Annotated in this window: 17 protein-coding genes; 12 read left to right on the forward strand and 5 right to left on the reverse strand. The window is 56.6% G+C overall.

Annotation, left to right across the window (positions count from 1 at the left end; all coding sequences use genetic code 11):
- The first annotated feature begins 18 nt into the window (after positions 1-18).
- From AC2TDJ_RS09720 to AC2TDJ_RS09750, 7 genes are all read left to right on the forward strand, one after another.
- Entirely contained in the window at positions 19-621 is a 603-nt protein-coding gene (locus AC2TDJ_RS09720; protein WP_480841646.1) for an amino acid synthesis family protein, read from the forward strand.
- Positions 593-1420: an alpha/beta fold hydrolase gene (locus tag AC2TDJ_RS09725; protein ID WP_480841648.1), complete on the forward strand. Its 828-nt coding sequence runs from the start codon at positions 593-595 to the stop codon at positions 1418-1420. The genes AC2TDJ_RS09720 and AC2TDJ_RS09725 overlap by 29 nt, the downstream gene beginning before the upstream one ends.
- On the forward strand, positions 1417-2352 hold the full coding sequence (locus AC2TDJ_RS09730) for a flavin reductase (RefSeq protein ID WP_480841650.1): 936 nt from the start codon (positions 1417-1419) through the stop codon (positions 2350-2352). Before AC2TDJ_RS09725 ends, AC2TDJ_RS09730 begins: the two co-directional genes overlap by 4 nt.
- A 6-nt stretch (positions 2353-2358) precedes the next feature.
- Positions 2359-3396: an LLM class flavin-dependent oxidoreductase gene (locus AC2TDJ_RS09735; protein ID WP_480841652.1), complete on the forward strand. Its 1038-nt coding sequence runs from the start codon at positions 2359-2361 to the stop codon at positions 3394-3396.
- A 14-nt stretch (positions 3397-3410) separates the two neighbouring features.
- Positions 3411-4874 carry an aldehyde dehydrogenase gene (locus AC2TDJ_RS09740; RefSeq protein ID WP_480841654.1) on the forward strand — a complete coding sequence of 488 codons (1464 nt, stop codon included), beginning with the start codon at positions 3411-3413 and terminating at the stop codon, positions 4872-4874.
- A gap of 67 nt (positions 4875-4941) precedes the next feature.
- On the forward strand, positions 4942-6612 hold the full coding sequence (locus AC2TDJ_RS09745; protein ID WP_480841655.1) for a BCCT family transporter: 1671 nt from the start codon (positions 4942-4944) through the stop codon (positions 6610-6612).
- Positions 6613-6682: 70 nt separating this feature from the next.
- Positions 6683-8131, forward strand: a complete 1449-nt coding sequence (locus AC2TDJ_RS09750; protein ID WP_480841657.1) for an NAD-dependent succinate-semialdehyde dehydrogenase — start codon at positions 6683-6685, stop codon at positions 8129-8131.
- Positions 8132-8256: 125 nt separating this feature from the next.
- Here the strand turns inward: AC2TDJ_RS09750 and pdxR are convergent, their stop codons facing one another.
- A complete protein-coding gene (gene pdxR / locus AC2TDJ_RS09755; RefSeq protein ID WP_480841659.1) occupies positions 8257-9744 on the reverse strand; it encodes a MocR-like pyridoxine biosynthesis transcription factor PdxR in 1488 nt (495 codons plus the stop codon).
- A 169-nt stretch (positions 9745-9913) separates the two neighbouring features.
- Here pdxR and AC2TDJ_RS09760 point away from each other — a divergent pair, with 169 nt between their 5' ends.
- Positions 9914-11209, forward strand: a complete 1296-nt coding sequence (locus tag AC2TDJ_RS09760; RefSeq protein ID WP_480841661.1) for a uroporphyrinogen decarboxylase family protein — start codon at positions 9914-9916, stop codon at positions 11207-11209.
- A gap of 173 nt (positions 11210-11382) precedes the next feature.
- Here AC2TDJ_RS09760 and AC2TDJ_RS09765 read toward each other — a convergent pair whose 3' ends face one another.
- From AC2TDJ_RS09765 to AC2TDJ_RS09775, 3 genes are read right to left on the reverse strand one after another with little or no spacing between them, the layout of a single operon-like run.
- On the reverse strand, positions 11383-12414 hold the full coding sequence (locus tag AC2TDJ_RS09765) for an ABC transporter substrate-binding protein (RefSeq protein WP_480841663.1): 1032 nt from the start codon (positions 12412-12414) through the stop codon (positions 11383-11385).
- Entirely contained in the window at positions 12381-13724 is a 1344-nt protein-coding gene (locus tag AC2TDJ_RS09770) for a sensor histidine kinase N-terminal domain-containing protein (RefSeq protein ID WP_480841665.1), read from the reverse strand. Before AC2TDJ_RS09770 ends, AC2TDJ_RS09765 begins: the two co-directional genes overlap by 34 nt.
- Before the next feature lie 41 nt (positions 13725-13765).
- Positions 13766-14515, reverse strand: a complete 750-nt coding sequence (locus AC2TDJ_RS09775) for a response regulator transcription factor (RefSeq protein WP_480841667.1) — start codon at positions 14513-14515, stop codon at positions 13766-13768.
- 40 nt (positions 14516-14555) lie between these two features.
- Between AC2TDJ_RS09775 and AC2TDJ_RS09780 the strand changes: the two genes are divergently transcribed.
- From AC2TDJ_RS09780 to AC2TDJ_RS09795, 4 genes are all read left to right on the forward strand, one after another.
- Positions 14556-15542 carry a Bug family tripartite tricarboxylate transporter substrate binding protein gene (locus tag AC2TDJ_RS09780; protein WP_480841669.1) on the forward strand — a complete coding sequence of 329 codons (987 nt, stop codon included), beginning with the start codon at positions 14556-14558 and terminating at the stop codon, positions 15540-15542.
- 60 nt (positions 15543-15602) lie between these two features.
- Complete coding sequence (locus AC2TDJ_RS09785) at positions 15603-16088, forward strand: tripartite tricarboxylate transporter TctB family protein (protein WP_480841671.1); 486 nt, start codon at positions 15603-15605, stop codon at positions 16086-16088.
- 12 nt (positions 16089-16100) lie between these two features.
- Complete coding sequence (locus tag AC2TDJ_RS09790) at positions 16101-17621, forward strand: tripartite tricarboxylate transporter permease (protein ID WP_480841673.1); 1521 nt, start codon at positions 16101-16103, stop codon at positions 17619-17621.
- Positions 17622-17772: 151 nt separating this feature from the next.
- Complete coding sequence (locus tag AC2TDJ_RS09795; protein ID WP_480841675.1) at positions 17773-18237, forward strand: hypothetical protein; 465 nt, start codon at positions 17773-17775, stop codon at positions 18235-18237.
- Positions 18238-18277: 40 nt separating this feature from the next.
- Here the strand turns inward: AC2TDJ_RS09795 and AC2TDJ_RS09800 are convergent, their stop codons facing one another.
- Positions 18278-19510, reverse strand: coding sequence for a proprotein convertase P-domain-containing protein (locus AC2TDJ_RS09800; protein ID WP_480841677.1), 1233 nt, complete (start codon positions 19508-19510; stop codon positions 18278-18280).
- Positions 19511-19648 lie beyond the last annotated feature (138 nt).

Here is a 19648-nt window from a genome sequence, read left to right on the forward strand (position 1 = left end):
ATCGCAAGGAATACCGACATGCCCGCCGAAATCCGCAAAACACTGCTGCACGTTGAAAACACCCTGATCGAAGGAGGGAAGGTCGCCGAGCAGCCATTGAAGATGATTGCAGCGATTGCGGTGATCCGGAACCCGTGGGCTGGCCGCGGTTTTGTTGACGACCTGAAGCCCGAGATTCATGATTGCGCGCCGGGCCTTGGCAGCCTGCTGACCGACATGGTGCTCGACGCTGCCGGTGGCGGGGACAAGGTCGAAGGGTACGGCAAGGCTGCGATCGTCGGTGTCAACGGTGAGGTCGAGCATGGTTCGGCCCTGATCCACACCCTGCGCTTTGGTAACTTTTATCGCGAGGCGGTTGGCGCAAAGTCGTATCTCGCGTTCACCAACACGCGCGGCCCGGCAAATGCTGCGATGCAAATCCCGCTGATGGACAAGAATGACGGTGGTCGGCGCAGCCATTACCTGACCATCCAGTTGCAGGTGGCAGACGCGCCCGCGCCGGATGAGATCATGATCGCGCTTGGCGCCTCGATCGGTGGCCGTCCGCATCACCGCATCGGTGACCGCTATCAAGATCTCAAGGAATTGGGCCATGACGTCGACAACCCTGCAGCTGTCTGAGCCCTTCGGCACAGTCGCCTATCGCGAGGCCGGGCTTTCCCATGCTGGGAAAGCGGCCCCCGTCGTGCTGATCCACGGCGTGGGCATGCAATCGGCGGCTTGGGGCCCCCAGATTGAGTTCCTCGCGGGATCGCACCACGTGATCGCGCTGGATATGCCCGGACACGGCGGCAGCGATCAGATCCCAGCAGGTTCTGACCTGCCGGTATTTCTTGATTGGTTGTTGGCGGTTCTGGATGAGCTGAAGCTGCAGCGCGTCAACCTAGCAGGCCATTCGATGGGCGCGTTGATTGCGGGTGGATTTGCAGTACGCAACCCCGGTCGGGTTGAGCGGGTCGCGCTGCTGAACGGAGTATTTTGCAGGGACGCGGCCTCAAGCAAATCCGTGATCGAGCGGGCCAAGCTGATCGGCACCGGAACTTTCGATGTAGAAACTCCGCTGCGGCGGTGGTTTGGTGACACGCCCGTCGAACAGGCCGCGCGTGACGATGTTGCGGCGTGGCTTTCAGCGGTTAATATCGAAGGCTACGCCACCGCCTACAACGCTTTTGCACGCGGAGACGCCCTTTATGCGAAAGGGTTCGGTACGATCACCTGTCCGCTGCTGGCCCTGACCGGAGATGGCGACCCGAATTCGACCCCGGCAATGTCTTACGCGATGGCAGAAGCCGCGCCGAATGGGACGGCCATCGTGATCGAAAATCACCGGCACATGGTGAATCTGACCGCGCCGGAAACCGTGAATGCAGCTTTGGAAGCCTGGTTGCAAACCCCATCGGAAGAGGTTGACCCAAAATGATCGAATTCGACCCGCGCATGCTGAGCAACCCCCGCGCCCTGCGAAATGCATTTGGCACCTACATGACCGGCGTCACTGTCGTGACCGCACATGATGAGGGCGGAAACCCGCTGGGCTTTACCGCAAATTCTTTTGCCTCCGTTTCTCTCGAGCCGCCTCTGGTACTGGTGTGCCTTGCCAACACCTCAAGCAACTATGAAGCGTTCGCGAACACATCGAAATTCGCGATCAACATACTGTCCGAAGGCCAGATCGAAGTGTCGAACACCTTTGCCCGCCCGGTCGAGGATCGGTTTGCGACAGTTGACTGGCAGCCTGGCCCCAACGGATCACCGATCCTTGATGACGTCTCGGCCTGGTTCGACTGCGACATGTCCCGAACCGTTGATGCAGGCGACCACCTGATCCTGATCGGTGAAGTCAAAGCCTTTGATCACAATATTGCACCCGGGCTGGGCTATGCCCGGGGTGCCTATGTAACCCCCGCTGCCGAAGCCAAGGCCCTGAGCAAACGCACCGGATTGGTCGTATCCGCCCTGATCGAACGGGATGGGAAAATCCTGTTGCAGGGTGACGGCTATGGCCGCCTGACCATTCCGGCAACTGACGACGTGGCCGATGGTGCCAACGCGGCCCTGACCCGCCTGATCGGCGAGAGCGGCGTGCAGGCGGAGCCGGGGTTTATCTACTCAGTTTATCAGGATGAAGCGCGCAAACTTCAACATATCTCGTTCCTGTGCCAGGCCGCCGATGGCGAACCGGAGAATGGTGTTTTTACCGAGATCAGCGAGTCCACTCTTATGGATATCGCCGATCCGGCCATCTGCACCATGCTCGAGCGGTTCGCCAAAGAAAGCCGTATGGGGAACTTCGGGGTGTATTACGGAAATGAGGTGAGTGGCGAAGTCAAACCACTCTCCGCTGGGAGCTAACTTGGCATGAAATTCTCACTCTTTGCGCATATGGAGCGGATCTCTCCGGATCAGGACCAGAAGCAGCTGTATGACGAGTTCATCCAGCTGTGCAAAATCGCCGATGAGGGCGGGATGCACGCGGTCTGGACCGGTGAACATCACGGGATGAACTTTACCATCGCGCCAAACCCGTTTCTGAATCTGGTTGATGTCGCGCGCCACACCAAGAATGTGCGACTGGGAACCGGCACGGTCATTGCGCCGTTCTGGCACCCGATCCGTCTGGCAGGTGAAGCCGCGATGGCCGATATCATCACCGACGGGCGCCTGGATCTTGGCATCGCGCGCGGCGCCTACAGTTTTGAGTACGAGCGCATCATGCCCGGCATGGACGCGTGGGAAGCCGGCCTGCGCATGCGCGAGCTTGTGCCCGCCGTGCAGAAGCTTTGGCAGGGTGATTATGCGCATGAAGGTGAATTCCACCAGTTTCCCAAAACCACCTCAGCTCCTCAGCCCCTGCAAACGGATGGTCCACCCATCTGGGTGGCGGCGCGTGACCCGAACAGCCACGAGTTTGCAGTGCTGAACGGCTGCAACGTACAGGTGACTCCGCTTTGGAACGGCGATGGCGAGGTCGAGAACCTCATGTCCAAGTTTAACGCAGCCTGCGAGAATTTCCCGGACGTGTCGCGGCCCAAGATCATGCTGCTGATGCACACTTACGTGGCTTCGGATGATACAGATGTGAAACACGCTGCTGTCGAACTGAACCGGTTCTACAACTACTTCGGCGCCTGGTTCATGAACAAGCGGGACATCACGCAGGGTTTGATAGAACCGCTCAGCGATGAAGAAATCGCAGGGCATCCGTTCTACACGCCGGAAAACATGGAGCGTGATCTGGTTGTTGGAACCGCCGACACCGTCATTGATCGCCTACGTGGGTACGAAGCGCTTGGATACGACGAATACTCGTTCTGGATCGATTCAAGCATGCCGTTCGAGCGCAAGAAAGCCTCGCTCGACCGGTTCATCAAAGACGTCATGCCGGCGTTTCAGTAAGGGGTTGGCGTAAAATGCAGCAGTTTCAACAGTATATCGGCGGCGCATTCTCGGATGGTGCAGGGCAGTTCGACAGTCTGGACCCGGCCACGGGCGCGGTCTGGGCCCGGATGCCCGACGCGGGGCCCGAGGACGTCAATCAGGCTGTTGAAGCTGCTGACCAAGCTTTCTACTCGCCCGAATGGGCAGGGATGACGGCAACGGCGCGCGGTAAACTGCTGCACCGGCTTGCTGATCTGGTCGCGGAAAACGCGCCGCGTCTGGCCGAGCTGGAGACCCGGGATACAGGAAAGATCATCCGCGAGACATCGGCCCAGATAGCCTATGTCGCCGATTACTACCGCTATTATGCTGGACTGGCCGACAAGATCGAAGGCGCGCATCTGCCGATCGACAAGCCGGATATGGAGGTCTGGCTGCGCCGCGAGCCAATTGGTGTTGTTGCCGCGGTAGTCCCATGGAACTCTCAGTTGTTCCTGTCAGCAGTCAAAATTGGCCCAGCTCTGGCGGCGGGTTGTACGGTTGTCCTGAAGGCTTCGGAAGAAGGGCCCGCGCCGATGCTGGAATTCGCGCGCATTTTTGATCAGGCCGGGTTCCCCAAGGGTGTGTTGAATATAATCACTGGTGGTCCCGTTGCAGGGGCCACGCTGACCAGTCATCCGAAAGTGGCCCATGTGGCCTTTACAGGCGGACCGGAAACGGCACGTCATATCGTGCGTAACTCGGCCGAAAATCTGGCCTCAACCTCTCTGGAACTGGGTGGCAAGTCCCCGTTCATCGTCTTTGAGGATGCCGACATCGAAAGCGCTGTGAATGCGCAGGTGTCCGGCATCTTTGCCGCAACCGGGCAAAGCTGCGTGGCTGGCTCACGCCTCGTGGTGCAGACTTCGATCAAGGAGGCGTTTCTGGCGCGTCTGAAGGAAAAGGCCGACGCCGTTATCATCGGTGCGCCCGATGACATGGCGACCGAGGTTGGTCCGCTTTGCACAAAGCGTCAGCGGGACGTGGCAGTTGATCTGATCGAACAGTCGGTTGCGCAGGGCGCCAAGCTGGTGACCGGCGGCAATCCCATTGACCGGGATGGGTTCTATTTCCCGCCGACTATTCTGGATTGCTCGGATGTGCCGGACGCGGACAGCCTGACCAACGAGTTCTTTGGACCTGTTCTGTCAGTGACCTCGTTTGAGACCGAAGCAGAGGCCATCGCAATCGCAAATGACACGAAATTCGGGCTGGCCTCAGGCCTATTCACCCAGAACCTGACCCGCGCACATCGCATGATCCGTGCTATTCGGGCGGGCATTGTCTGGGTCAACACCTATCGTGCCGTCAGTCCCATCGCACCTTTCGGAGGCCATGGCCTTTCGGGTCACGGGCGCGAAGGCGGTCTGCAGGCGGCGCTGGATTACACCAAGATCAAATCGATCTGGCTGCGCACCAGCGACGACCCGATCCCGGATCCGTTCATCATGCGCTGATCTCAACATCCTTCACCGCAAACAAGGGATAGCGGTGTGTTCGTCAATCAATGGGAGGACTACGAACATGGCTGAATTCCAGCCCCCAAATAGTGGTGACCATCTGGTCTCTGACAAGGGGATTTTCAAAGGGTTGCACAATGGGATGAGCATCGCCTCCAAGGCGATGGTCGCGGCCTTTGTGCTGTTCACAATTCTCAACGTAGACTTCGCCGGCAGCGTCTACAAAGGCGTCCGGTCCTGGGTCGAAGGTGCGCTGAGCTGGTACTATATCAGCTCGGTCCTCGTGCTGTTTTTTGTCTGCCTGTTCCTGATGTTCAGCCGCTTCGGCTCGATCCGTCTGGGCGATGATGACAGCCGGCCCGAGTTCAGCAACTTCTCCTGGTTTGCGATGCTGTTCTCGGCCGGGGTTTCGATCGGCATCCTGTTCTTCGGCATCGCCGAGCCGCTGTTCTATTTCGACAACGCAGCGGGATGGGGATATCCGAACAACCCGTTCGCCGATGCGGCAGGGCATACAGAAATGAATGTCCAACGCGCTGTGGACGCCGTTGTTGTCACCAACTTTCATTGGGGCCTGCATGGCTGGGCAATCTATACAATGACCGGCCTGGCCCTTGGGTACTTTGCGTTTCGCAAGAAACTGCCGCTGACCTTTCGCTCGGCGCTGTACCCGATCCTGGGAGATCGCATTTATGGCCCGGCCGGCCATGCAGTTGATTTGCTGGCTGTTTTCGGCACGGTATTTGGCATAGCCACTTCCATGGGTCTGGGCGTCACGCAAATGGCCGAAGGTCTGAATGTATTGTTCAACACCGGCACCGGAACGACGCTGAAGGTTGCACTGGTTGTCGGTATCTCGATCGTCGCGACGATGTCGGCCGTTTCGGGCATCGGCAAAGGTATTCGCATCCTGTCCGAATGGAACATCATCCTGTCGATCCTGCTGGTGCTGTTCTTTCTGTTCGCCGGCCCGACCCAATGGCTTATCGGGTTCTTCATGAATGCCATCGGCGACTACGCCACTGGCCTGTGGTCGATGGGTTTCTGGACGGCATCCGAACCCGGTGACGTGTCGTGGCAAGGCGGTTGGACCATCTTCTACTGGGGCTGGTGGCTGAGCTGGGCACCGTTTGTCGGTATGTTCGTGGCGCGCATTTCCAAAGGGCGCACGATCCGGGAATTCATGCTGGGCGCGATGTTTGTTCCCACAACAATGGCCTTCATCTGGATCTCGATCTTCGGCGGCAACGCGCTGTTCCTGGAACTGAATGCAGCCGGTGGTGTGGGAACGGCAGGTCTGGTCGACATGGTCAACAGCTGGAACCTTGGCGGGACTCTTTATGGCACAATCGAATTGCTGGCGGTCAATGGCACGTTGTCCTGGATCGTGTCGGCCTTGGCTACGTTCCTGTTGGCAACCTGGTTCATCACCAGCTCGGACTCGGGCACTCTGGTCGTGACTACCATATTGTCCATGGGCAACGCGCACCCACCGAAACTGCATCGTGTGGTTTGGGGCGCGGCACAGGGTCTGGTGGCGGCCGTATTGCTGATTGCCGGTGGCCTGTCGGCTCTGCAAACTGCCGCCATCGCCGCTGCGCTTCCGATTTCGATCCTCGTCGTTCTGATGGCCTGGGGTGTCATCAAGTCGCTGATCGAAGACAGTTCCGCCACAGCGGTATCATCGGGATTGGCCCCGGATGGAACCGCACTTGACGGCGATCTGCACGCCTGAACCGGCATCACCGACAAACTTGAACGGGCGGGCATATCCTCGCCCGTTTGCAATCAAACAGGAGACACCAATGCAGACTTTGAAGCGTGCCGATCTTTTGATTGAAGCGGCCTACCTGAACGGAGAATGGGTGGCGCGCGACAAAAGGTTCCATGTCTCGAACCCCTCAACCGGAGAGGTTTTGGCGCACGTTGCAGATTGCTCCGCAGTCGATGCTCATAGCGCCATCGAAACTGCGCGGATTGCTCAAAAGGACTGGGCGGCAATGACCGGCAAGGAGCGTGCCGCAATTCTGCGCAAATGGTTCGATCTGATGGTCGCCAACGTGGATGATTTGGGCGCGATCCTGACGGCCGAGATGGGCAAGCCACTGGCCGAGGCCAAAGGAGAAGTCATGTACGGCGCCAGCTTTGTCGAATGGTTCGGTGAAGAAGCCAAGCGTGTCTATGGCGATACAATTCCGGGCCATCAGCGCGACAAGCGTATCATAGTTATGAAGCAACCGATTGGAGTGGTTGGTGCCATTACGCCCTGGAATTTCCCGAATGCGATGATCGCTCGCAAAGTCGCACCGGCGCTTGCGGCCGGGTGCGCCATGGTCGTGAAACCTGCCGCCGAGACGCCATTGTCGGCACTGGCGATGGCCAGGTTGGGAGAGGAGGCCGGTATTCCACCGGGGCTTCTGTCTGTGATTACTTCTACCGATAGTGTCGGGATCGGCAAGGCATTCAGCGACAACCCGGTGATGCGCAAGATCAGCTTCACCGGTTCGACCCGTGTCGGCAAAATCCTGGCGCAACAGGGGGCGGACCAGATCAAGAAGCTCTCGCTGGAACTGGGCGGCAACGCGCCCTTCATCGTGTGCGACGATGCTGATCTGGATAAGGCCGTGGAAGGCGCGATGATCTCGAAATTCCGGAATGCCGGTCAAACCTGCGTTTGCACGAACCGGTTTTATGTGCAGGACGGTATCCATGACGCATTCGTTGAAAAGCTGTCCGCTGCCGTTGCCGCCTTACCGGTCGGAGATGGCTTTGCCGCAGGAACGGCAATCGGCCCCCTTATCACACCTGCGGCGGTTTCCAAAATTCGGGAACACATCGCAGATGCAGTTGAGAACGGCGGAGAAATCGCCACAGGTGGTGCGGCGCACGAATTGGGCGGGACATTCTTTGAACCAACCGTAATCAAGGGAGCAACTAAAAAGATGAAGGTTGCGCGTGAAGAAACATTCGGTCCGCTGGCCCCGGTTTTCCGATTCTCGGAAGTCGGAGAGGCAATCGCTTCCGCGAACGACACCGAATTTGGACTGGCGTCTTATGTTTACACGCAGAACATCTCGCAGGTCTGGCGTTTCATGGAAGAACTTGAGTATGGAATGGTCGGCGTGAACACGGGCCTGATTTCCACTGAAGTCGCCCCATTCGGTGGCATCAAGGAAAGTGGTGTGGGGCGGGAAGGCTCAAAATACGGGATCGAGGATTACCTTGAGCTGAAATACTGCTGCGTAAACATCTAGCTTGGCATTCGCGCAATGGTCAGATCGATCCCGGTATGCGCGCCTTTGCCGTTTTCTTTCGCTTCCCGCAGGATTGGCATTGTGCAAGCGACACCCACCATCCGACATTTTTTGGCAAATGCCTGTCAAGACGCGTCGTCATCGAGACACTGAACAACCTGAAGCACTTTTCCATTGATCTGTGCTTCTGGGGCACACGCAAATCCAAGAAGCAGGCCGGACCTGACACTGGCCTGATCCCGAAAGATCGAGAGCGGCAGGCAGTCGATGCCGGCGTCCCATAGCCGCCGAGCCGCCACCTGATCCGAAACTTCACAATCAACGAAACGGGTCACCAGATGCATTCCAGCGCGACAGGGCTCGGCAACAAGCTTTGAAGAAGCGTGGTTTTGCAAGGCTGTAACAAGAACGTCGCGCCGGGACTGATAGGCTTGTTTCATCTTGCGAACATGGGCGTTGAAGCTTCCGTCTTCCATGAAACAGGCCATCGCCTTTTGCTGCAGCAGCGAGACATTCTGACTCAACAATGTTTCTGCGGCGGAGAAAGCCGAATTCAGGCCCGGCGGACAAATCAAATAGCCAAGCCGAATGGCCGGGAACATGGTCTTGGAAAAACTGCCCACGTAAAGGACCCGCCCATGTTTGTCCAAAGCCTTCAGGGCGGGTTGTGGACGTTCCTCGTAATGAAACTCGCTGTCGTAGTCGTCTTCAATGATCCAGGCATCTTGAGCGTTGGCAACGTCCAAAAGTTCAAGCCGGCGGGTCAGGCTCATTGTAATCCCAAGTGGGTGTTGATGAGAGGGCGTGACAAAAACAAGATCGCAGCGATCATAGTTTTTCAGCGCATAAGACATTGAAAAACCTTCAGTATCCAGAAGAACGGACCTAATATCCATCCCGTGAAGCTTTGCTGCATCGCGAAAGGCGATATGCCCGGGATCTTCCATCCAGATCGTTGCGCCCGGACTGGATAGCGTCAGTAGCACAATCGAAAACGCCTGTTGGGCCCCTGATGTCACAATGATCTGGTCGGGCGCGCATTCTATGCCGCGGCTGTCACGGACGTGAGCGGCAATTGCCAACTTAAGCTCGTCCAGACCACTGGATGGACCGTACCCAAAAAGTGAGTTGTCGCTGATCCGGATCGCACGAGACTGGGCCTCGGCCCAGGCTTTTCGCGGAAAAAGGTCAAGCGCCGGAATGCCGGGGCGGAAGGCCCGCACGTGTGAAAGCCGCGTTGTTGCCAATGAGCTTTCTATTTGGCTTACACGAGGCGAAACAGGCCCGGTTCCGGTCTTGTGTATGCGCCGCCGCCTGCGAACCGGTGTGATCGGAAGGTCGCCTGATGACAGTTGCGCCACATAGGTACCTGATCCGCAGCGGGTTTCCAGAAAGCCTTCGCTGGTAAGTTGCTCGTACGCGTTTTTTACTGTCAGGCGCGAAACCCCCAGATCTGACGCAAGCTGTCGGGTGGAAGGCATTCGGGCCGCCTGCACCAGGGTTCCATCAAGCACGGCTTTGCGAATCTTATTCTCAAGCTGGCGCATGAGCGACGTTTTACTCTGGCGGTCCAAACTGATCATCGAAAGAAGGGCACCACCGGATTTCTTCATTTTTTGGCGACCTGTTTCAAAAGTGGATATAGTAGTTTTTCCTGAATGGGTATTTTAGCATACCCATTTATCCGCGCAAAGTAGCCACGTTCGACCGCAGAGCTTGTGGCGAACGTGGTTGCACACAAAACCTCGCAATAATCGGGCCGAAAGATACAAGGATCGAGAAATGTCGGATTATCCGAAATTCCCGGAAGGCTTAAACCTGATTTCCCGGTGGAAGGCCGGCGATCCTGCCGCCCGAGAGGAATTGCGCCAGATCTTTGACGATACAATAGCTGGTAAAATGGATGCGGATTTTGCACGCCCTTCTACGACAGACCGTGTTCATGTTTCGGCGTCCGTCCATATGCTGGCACTGGCCATTCTGCATGATCTTTATGGCATCGACTCGGCGGCGTACTACAAGGGCGACCCGGTTCGTTACGCACGTACGAACCTGATAACCAGTCGTCTTCTGGGTGTGGACAAAGTTTATACCGTCTGGGCCCTGTACGGCTTTACCTGCGAGCAGGTGGGTCAGAAGATGATGTATCCCGATCGGTTCCCGCCGGGCTCGGATCCGGATGAGCCACTGATCAACAAGGATAATTGGAAGGACTTGAAGACTCCGGATTTCAACAGCGGAGTGGCCAAGGTCATCACCGACATGCTGCGTGAGACCGAGCGTTTGACGGGGATGGAACCGCTCCTGCAGATCTCGGCACCTTACAGTTTCGCGGCGGACATCTACGGGCAGGAACCGCTGCTGGCGGATGTGGTGCACGATCCGGATTTCGTGAACGAACTGTTGGACTTTCTCGCTGACACTGTGCTGACACCATGGATCGAGCATTTCATCAACGAGTTTCCGAATGGCTGGATCGAGCTTTCGGATGCGTCGGGATCGCCTTTCTTCATTGGACCGGAGAACTGCAAGAGCATGGCGATCCGCTCAATGCGGCGGATGACCAAAGGGAAGCCTTGGGCCGATCGCCTGTTCGATTGCAACTATCGTGGCGACCATGTTGCGACGGCAACAAAGCGGAATCGGGGATCGCGCCGCCGTGGTGCAGCCGGAGTAAGCAACGGCTCTGGCGTGGGATTGTTGGAGCTGATGGATCATAAACACGCCGTTTGTCCGAAGTTTGTTATGCGGCTGGAAGCGGACAAGGTCGAAGTACCCTTCTATGTCGATCAGGCGATTCAACGTGGCGTACCTCTGACGACAGGGATTGGTTCGCGGCAGATCGATGCCAACAGTATTGGCGATCTTGAAGAGGCCAAGACTGAAATCCGGAAAGTCGCCGAGACGTTCGTCGCCGCACAAAAGGAAGTGGCGTCAAAGGTCACCATGCCGTTGGATCGCTTCCGGCATCAACCGTGGCCAAGCCATATCTATTTTGAAGACGTTGCTGCCGAATCTCAGTTCGAAATGATCGAGATCATCATCAGAACTGTAAGAGAGCAGGGGGCTTTTGCGTAGTGACGGGCGTAAACGGAAATTGGAAAAAAGCGAAGGCCGGAGCGCCGGGAAGCCGGAAAACGGTTTGGCCTTTGAATTGAATGACCCTGACACTTAGTAATAACGATGGTCTCAATTGGCGGAAATGAGCTTGTTGCCTGATTGAACAGAGCCTGCAGGCATCACCGCATTCCTCAGTTTATTCTCATTGAATTAACCCAACCGCTCACGAAGTCGAGCCGCTTCATTGAATCCAAAAACACCAGTAGGCTTGGGCCAAGCTTGACGGCCCCTTCAAGGTTTTTGGGTTCGAGTTCACCTTCGACTATTGGATAAAACCCGGAGGATTCCACAAGTCGCGGCCTGTCCGCCAACGTGATGAGGAAGTCCACCATGGCTTCTGCTGTCTTTTCGTTTTTGGCATTTCCGGGTATCAGAACGGTCCTCAAAATTGCGGTCTGAAAATCACCGAATTCAACCACCTGAACGTTCGGTTTGCCCTCGGCAACCCTGCGCAGGGCGTAGCTGCCAAGCACGTTATAGGCAAATGCCAGACGCCCGCGATCGACGTCCCGTATCATGTCGGCAGAACAACAATAGAGCTTCGTTCCCGCGAGCCCGAAAACCTCGGTCAGCCGCCAATATGTTTGGGAACTGAGTGAATCCTGAGTGGCCAAAAGATATCCCAGGCCCGACAGCCGTATGTCATAAGTCCCAATTCGGCCTCTGAATTTGTCCGTATCCTGACGAACCAGTTCGACCAGGGCCTGTCGGCTGCGGGGGATTTCAACATCATGAAACGCAGACCGTGAGATCAGAAAGACGGCCGGTTCGAAGGTGAACGCAAAGACACGGTTCCGCCACTTTCCACCAGCCGGAAGCCTTTGCGTTGCCTCGGAAAAATACTCCCGGGCAAGATTGTCGTTTGCGATCTTCACCTGCAAATCCATTGCCGAAGAAATCGCCAGGTCGAATTCTGCTTTTTCTTCATAGATGGCCGCAAAAATCTGCTGGCTGCTCGCTACGGTGTAGTCAATTCCGGTATTTGGATGCTCTTCCAAAAACGCCAATAGGAGAGGCTCGAATATCTCGATGTCGGACGTCGAAATGATCCTCAGGATATCGCTCGTATCTTCCCGCCCATAAAACCGGCGTTCTTCGAATTCGAAGGCATGGGCCCAACCGAAACCCGTTATGAATACAAGGGCAGCAACAAAGATACGCATGAACCCCTCACTTTGTTTCTGGAAATTTCGATCCTGCCATTGTGCACTTTAAGTGCATCAGACACAATTTTGAGTCCCAACCCAATACCCTCTGTATTTGTCGTTTCGATACCCCGAAAGAACAATTCGGTGGCCCGGGTTGCATCCTCATCGGAAAAACCGGGGCCTTGGTCTTCAATTCTGACAATGCCGAAGTCGCCCTGCTTTAGGCACGAAATCTCGACCGTGGAATCTGACCCAGAGTACTTGATGGCGTTGTCCAGAACGTTGCCTATGGCGCTTTGCATCAGCAACGGATCCGCGGCAACCATCACTTCCGGGTCCTGCTGAGACACGCGCAATTCGATGCCTTTCATTTCAGCAATTGGGAAGAACCTGGAAATGGATTTCTCTATGAGGTCGTATAAGTTTACTGGCGCCAGTTGCGGGTTTTGGGCGCGAAATGCAACGGTCGCATGATCAAGCAATTGAGACGCGGAACGAGAAGACTCTCGGGCGGCGACGATTATTTCGCGGATCTTGTCCCGTGATTTTTGGGTGGTCGCGAACCTCAGCGCTATCTCGGCGTTGGTCTGCGCAAGCGCCATCGGCGTTCGAATGCGATGCGCGGCTTCTGCAATGAACTCTTCGGCTTTGTCGAGAGAGCCCGACAGTCTGGTTATGAAGCTGTTGAGTGCCGTGATCAGTGGTGCGACCTCAACCGGCACTTCCCTGTCAACCGGGCGCAAGTCTTCTGGTCCACGGCGTTCAATAGCATTAACCAGCGATCTTAGTGGTTTCAATGCGGATTGCGACGCCAGAAGACAAAGCACGGCGGAAACGACGAAAAACCCTATTCCAACCCCAGTTGCAATCGTCTGAACCTGCGAGACCGTTCTGTGGTACCCTTCTCGCGTCTGAGCTAAAGTGATCGAAACGGCAGTCGAAACTCCTTCCACATCAAGCGCGCGATACAGTGTTACAGTTCGCACCGGTTCGCCTTGAAATTCTTCGGTTGAGTATGCTTGCCCCGCAAATGCATTTGCCGGATTGGCAGGTTGCAACGCGTGATATCCCGTGACTGTACGCTCTCCGACGGCAACGCGATAAAAGATGGCATCCTCACTGATTGCTTCCAGCATCGCAAAGGCGGAATAGGGCAGATCCAGCTGCGGTCGGCCGTCCTCTGAGTGCATGACACTTGCAATGGTTGCTGCCGCGGCAAACAGGGCGCTGTCCTGTGCCGATTGCGCTATTCGCTCGCCGATCAGGCGGACGGCAAGAACAAACAACACCGTCAGGATCAGCGCGACCAATGTGAGTTGCAACACCAGCCGCCGCTGAACTGAACCTTTGATCGGAGTCGAAGCGGCTAGGGGCACAAAATACGATACCCCCTGCCTCTGACAGTTTCGATTCTCAGGTTGGAATGCTCAAGTTTGCGCCGAAGACGGCCGATATAGACCTCGATTGCATTTGATGAACCTTCGTCGCCGAATGAAAACAAACGATCCATGAGATGCTCTTTCGAGTGGACCCGGTCCGGGGCATCCACAAGAGCTTCGAACAGGCGCAGTTCCTGAGTTCTCAGCGGCACCGGCTGTCCATCAACCGTCAGGGTTCCATCGAGCTGGTCAAACGAAACATTCCCGATTTCGATCTGGTTACGTGCGTCACCGCGCTTGCGGCGCAAAACGGCGCGAACGCGTGCTTCCAGTTCTGCAAAGTCGAAGGGTTTCACCAGAAAATCATCTGCGCCCAGATCCAGAACAGCCACTCTCTCCGAGATTTCACGGCTGGCTGTGATCACAATAATAGGTGTCAGGTCATTGATGTTTCTAAGATGCCTGAGAACGTCACGACCGTTTCCGTCCGGCAATGCCAGATCCAGCAGAATCATGTCGTAATTGGTCAGGTTTCTCATGGTATTTGCAGAAGAAACGTCTGACACCCCGTCGACGATGTGGCCATCCAGTTCAAGGCGCTCGGTGATCGCTTTCGACAATCCTATGTTGTCCTCGATGAGCAGGAACCGCACGTTACCTCGCAAAAATTGACCATGTGTCAGGTGGTTGTCAGGGTTACCGGGTAGGTTAGGGGTCACGATAAAGCAATCCAGCATTGCTTGCGAGGATATTGTCAATGGATCTCGGGAGGACATCATGACAAAAATGACCTTAACACGTCGCGCAATGATCACGGCGACGGCGGCCATCCTTAGCTTGGGAAGCAACGCTGCTTCTGCGGCGGATCAGATGGTGGAAAGCATTCATTTCCTGATCCCCGGCGGTGCAGGCGGCGGTTGGGACGGGACCGCGCGCGGCACCGGCGAGGCGCTGACCAAGTCCGGTCTTGTAGGCAACGCCAGCTACGAAAACATGTCCGGCGGTGGCGGCGGCAAGGCCATCGGTTTCCTGATTGAAAACGCGGAAAGCAATCACGGTACGCTGATGGTCAACTCGACCCCGATCGTCATCCGTTCGCTGACCGGTGTTTTCCCGCACAGCTTCCGCGATCTGACTTTGGTGGCAGGTACTATCGGTGACTATGCTGCATTTGTTGTCAGCAAGGACAGCCCGATCAATTCTATGAGTGACCTGGTCGAGACGTTCAAAGCAGACCCACGCGGTACCGCGATTGGTGGCGGGTCCGTTCCGGGCGGTATGGACCACCTGGTCGCCGCGATGGCATTTGAAGCCGCCGGCGAAGACCCGACGGCCGTAAAATACATTCCCTACGACGCGGGCGGCAAAGCAATGGCGGCCTTGCTGTCAGGCGAGATTGCCGCGCTTTCGACCGGCTTCTCGGAAGCCATCGATCTGGCCAATGCCGGGGAAGTGAAGATTATCGGTGTCACGTCAGATGACCGCGTGGCCAGCTTCCCGGATGCTCAAACGCTGAAAGAACAGGGCATCGATGCCTCTTTTGTGAACTGGCGCGGGTTCTTCGGCGCCCCAGGTCTGCCGGATGATCAAGCAGATCAATACCGCGCTGTCCTGGCGGCCATGTATGAAACACCGGAATGGGGTGAAGTGCGCGACCGGAACGGTTGGGTCGACATCCACAACTCCGGTGATGATTTCAAGGCTTTCCTGGAGCAGCAAGAGCAGGCCATCGGTGAACTGATGAAAAAGCTGGGCTTCCTCTAAAGACAATAACGGCGTGCCCGGCGCATCCGGGCACGCCGACACTAGAATGGGAGGATCGGAATGGCTCTGGACCGTGTCATCGCGCTCATCTTTTTGCTGATCTGTCTGGTTTACGGATACAACGCGTATTTCGTGATGGACGCGCTTTTGCCGCCCTTCATGCGGAACAACCCAATCTGGCCAAGCACTTTCCCCAAAGTTCTGAGTGTTCTGGGTATTCTGACGTCGCTGCTGATTGTGCTGGGGATCGAAAAATCCAATCACACTGCTGAAGTGGCAGAAATCAACTACCGCAAACTCACCGAGTACAAATTGGGTCAGGCCGTCGCACTTCTGCTGCTGATGGTGTTTTACGCATTTGCGCTGCGTCCGATTGGATTTCTTGTGTCGACCACCGTTTTCCTCGTGGGCGGCTCGGCGATCCTGGGTGAGCGTCGCTGGGGCATCATGATCCTTGTCAGCGTCATCGCCGCCGGTTTCGTCTGGTACCTCGTGGATGAGGTCCTGGGGATATTCATGCGGCCCTTGCCGTGGTTCCTGTCGTGAGGGAGGGCGCACATGCTTGAAGGAATTCTCATTGGTCTGGGCACTGCCTTTTCGATTACCAACATCCTGATGGTGATCGGGGGGTGCCTTATAGGCACATTCATCGGCATGTTGCCCGGTCTGGGTCCGATGTCGATCATCTCGATCATGATCCCCGTTGCAATCAGCCTTGGCGACCCGTCGGCAGCGTTGATTTTGCTGGCCGGGGTGTACTATGGCGCTATTTTCGGCGGGTCTACTTCGTCGATCCTGATCAATGCGCCGGGTGTTGCTTCGACAGTCGCATCCAGCTTTGATGGCTACCCGCTGGCCCGGGCAGGCAAAGCCGGCAAGGCGTTGACTGTTGCCGCAATCTCATCATTCGCAGGTGGGTCCGTCGGTGCCATTCTGTTGATGATTTTCGCACCAGCACTGGCATCGGTCGCTCTTCTTTTCCACTCAGCTGAGTACTTCGCACTTATGGTTGTGGGTCTTTCCGCAATCGCGGCATTTGCTGGGTCCGGCCAGGTTGGCAAGGCTCTGATGATGACGCTGCTTGGCCTGATCATGGCTACGGTGGGCGAGGGTGCCCTGTTCAACATGCCGCGCTTTACCGGTGGCATTCAGGATCTGCAGTCCGGGTTTGGCTTCATCACGCTGGCAATGGCGATGTTTGCGATGCCGGAAGCAATCTTCCTTGTGTTGGATCCCTCACGTTCAGGTGGTGACGATGGCAAATCGCAGGAGATCAAGGATCTGCGTATCACCAAGGAGGAAGCCAAATCCATTGCGCCGGTCATTGGCCGACAGTCAATTCAGGGATTCCTGATCGGCGTACTTCCGGGGGCGGGGGCGACCATCGCGTCCTTCCTGGGCTATGCGGTCGAGCGCAACATTGCACCAAAGTATGAGCAAGAGCAGTTCGGCAAAGGTTCGATCAAAGGTCTGGCCGCGCCGGAATCGGCGAACAACGCCGCGTGTACCGGGTCGTTCGTGCCACTTCTGACACTGGGTATTCCGGGATCAGGGACCACTGCAATCCTGCTTGGCGCGCTGATTGCGCTTAACGTCTCGCCGGGCCCGCGCCTGATGATCGACAATCCGTCGATCTTCTGGGCGGTGATCATCTCGATGTATCTCGGCAACCTGATCCTGCTGATCCTGAACCTGCCGTTGATCCCGTATATCGCAAAGGTTCTCGCGGTTCCGCGCAACTACCTGATCCCCTTTATCCTGTTCTTCACGCTGATGGGGGCCTATATCGGGCAGAACAACGCGACCGAGTTGCTGCTGCTGACGGGCATGGGTGTGGTCGCGACGATCCTGAGATTTGCGGACTATCCGCTGGCGCCGGCGCTGATCGGCTTTATCCTCGGATCGATGCTCGAAGACAACTTTGCTCGCTCCATGCAGCTTGCGGATGGCATCGGCTTTATCTTTGATCGCCCGATGACATTAGGTCTGCTGGTTCTGGCCGTTATTCTGGTGCTCTTGCCCAGCTACCGGGCCCGTCGCGCCAAGGCACGTGCCGAAGGTGTCGCCGACGGAGACTGATCCTGACTGCAACTGCTCCTCTGTTTCCGGAGGGGCAGTTCTGCGAATTGGGCTGTTTTTGCCAAAGGAATTCACACGAGAATGTGGTGACCGGCGTTATACTCGGCGCATTACGAATCTTCGGTAGTTTCGATTGGAAAGTGGATTCAAGATGCCTGCGGATACCCTGATTGAATGGAGCTCCGGTGCACCTGGGCAGACTGAGACCGTCGAGGTCAGCGTGGACAGCGACGGTCGTGTCAGCCTTAGTCAGCGATTGGGTGGGGGTACGCATCAGCTATCCGGGGAAGCGCTTGAAGACCTCAAAAGGTTCGTTGAAGAGGAGGCGGTCTTTCCGTCGATTGAGCAGGAAAAACTGGATGCGGAAATCAGGCATGCAGAAGATGTCCGCCACAACAGTGATACGGAGCAGGTGACGTTCTTTGGTCAGCCGCAGGCCGATGCGGCAATGACGACGATCAGATCCAATCTGGGCGGCGCTGTTCATGAGGTAAGCCGGGCGGATCTTCTCGGGGATATGCAGCGTTATCAGGAAGTTGACGAACTTGGGCGTCTGCGACGCATTCAACTCCGGCTTCTTGAACTTGCCGAGGGTCTGGCTGGCAGCTCACCTTGAACGATGAAGCGGCAAGCGACCTGACCTCCAGTTGGTTCGTTCAAGTATTGTGCAACGCCGTCGGTGAAACGACAATCGGCGTTGTTCGGTCAATCGCGCATGTGTCCACGGCGTGGCGTACACCCATCAATCCCATTTCAGCAATACGCAGCATACTCGGCAGGGCGTAGGGATCGGCCGCGTTGTAGTCCACCTGATAACCCATGTCTTCAAAGCAGGCGACTGACATTGCGCTGATCGGACGGGTCGCGCCACTGAGGAACCCCGTCAAAAGTTCATCGCCGAAGACAGCTTCGCGCCAGTGCCCGTCCCGTGTGCCCGGCCCACCCGTGTTGGCGACCGGCACATCTGTCGGAGCGTTGCCAAGGACCGGATCTGCTGCGCCTCGCAGCAACCCGTATTCCCGACGTGCATTGGCGCCGGTAAAGACCGGATTCACCGTGCCTGCGCCCTGGATCAGGTTCATATGCTGCCAGAGCGTTCCAAAGCCGAGGACATGCGCCATCTCGTGGAGGATCACGTCTTCCAGGCTACCGTCAGCCTCCATATTGCCAAGATCGGCGGTGTCAAAGGACATGATGCCCTTGATCGGGATGCCAGAGCCGGGTCGGATGAAACGCGGCCCGGCCTGACCGAGAACACCCCCGACACCATCGATCGGAACGCCTTGTGCTTCGATCAGGACGTCGTCGATTATCTCGCCTTCGACAGTCGCGGGCGGTACGTCTCCGACTATCACCTGAGACCACCGCGCTGCCGCGCTTGCGAATGCAAGCTGCTGGGCCGGGCTAAGCCCGCCGATAAAACGAACGTCGATGTGAAATGGTGCTGTCGCAACCGTGTCGGTTGTAAGGCCGAGCGTCCAACTGCTGAGCGCACCGCCGTCGAATGCGGCATGGTCTTCAACCTCTAGCACCCATGTACCTTCGGCTGTTGTTCCCTGAAAGTCTGTTAGGTCGCCCTCGGGCCGATATGTACCTCGGAAGGGCGCGACCCCGTCGCTTATTGCTGTGGTTGCGGTTTGCCGGAAGATCGAGCCATCGAAATCGTCCCTCGACCCGCCTCTGCGACGCGCGAGGACAACCGTTGTGCCATCCGGAGCAATCAGCCGAAGCTCAAGGTCACCGACCCATGTGTGGATGATGTTCACGGTCACTTCGACTTCTTCGACAGTCGCCGCCCCAAGACCTGTCACGTCAAGTTCTGATCGGAATGTATCCGGTGGGCCGGAATCGATGAATACAGGGCTGGTGTTTGTAAATTCGTGGCGCATAGCTGAGCCTCCAAAATAAGTGATAGAAAAATGTTGCTGGGTAATGCCGCATTGTACCAAATTCCGCGTGATTTTTGTATCCTCTGACGATGGTAGCCGGGTTCGCCCTGGCTTGGGCCATGTCATTTGAAACCTGAT

The sequence above is a fragment of the Ruegeria sp. HKCCD6647-2 genome, from assembly GCF_057221075.1.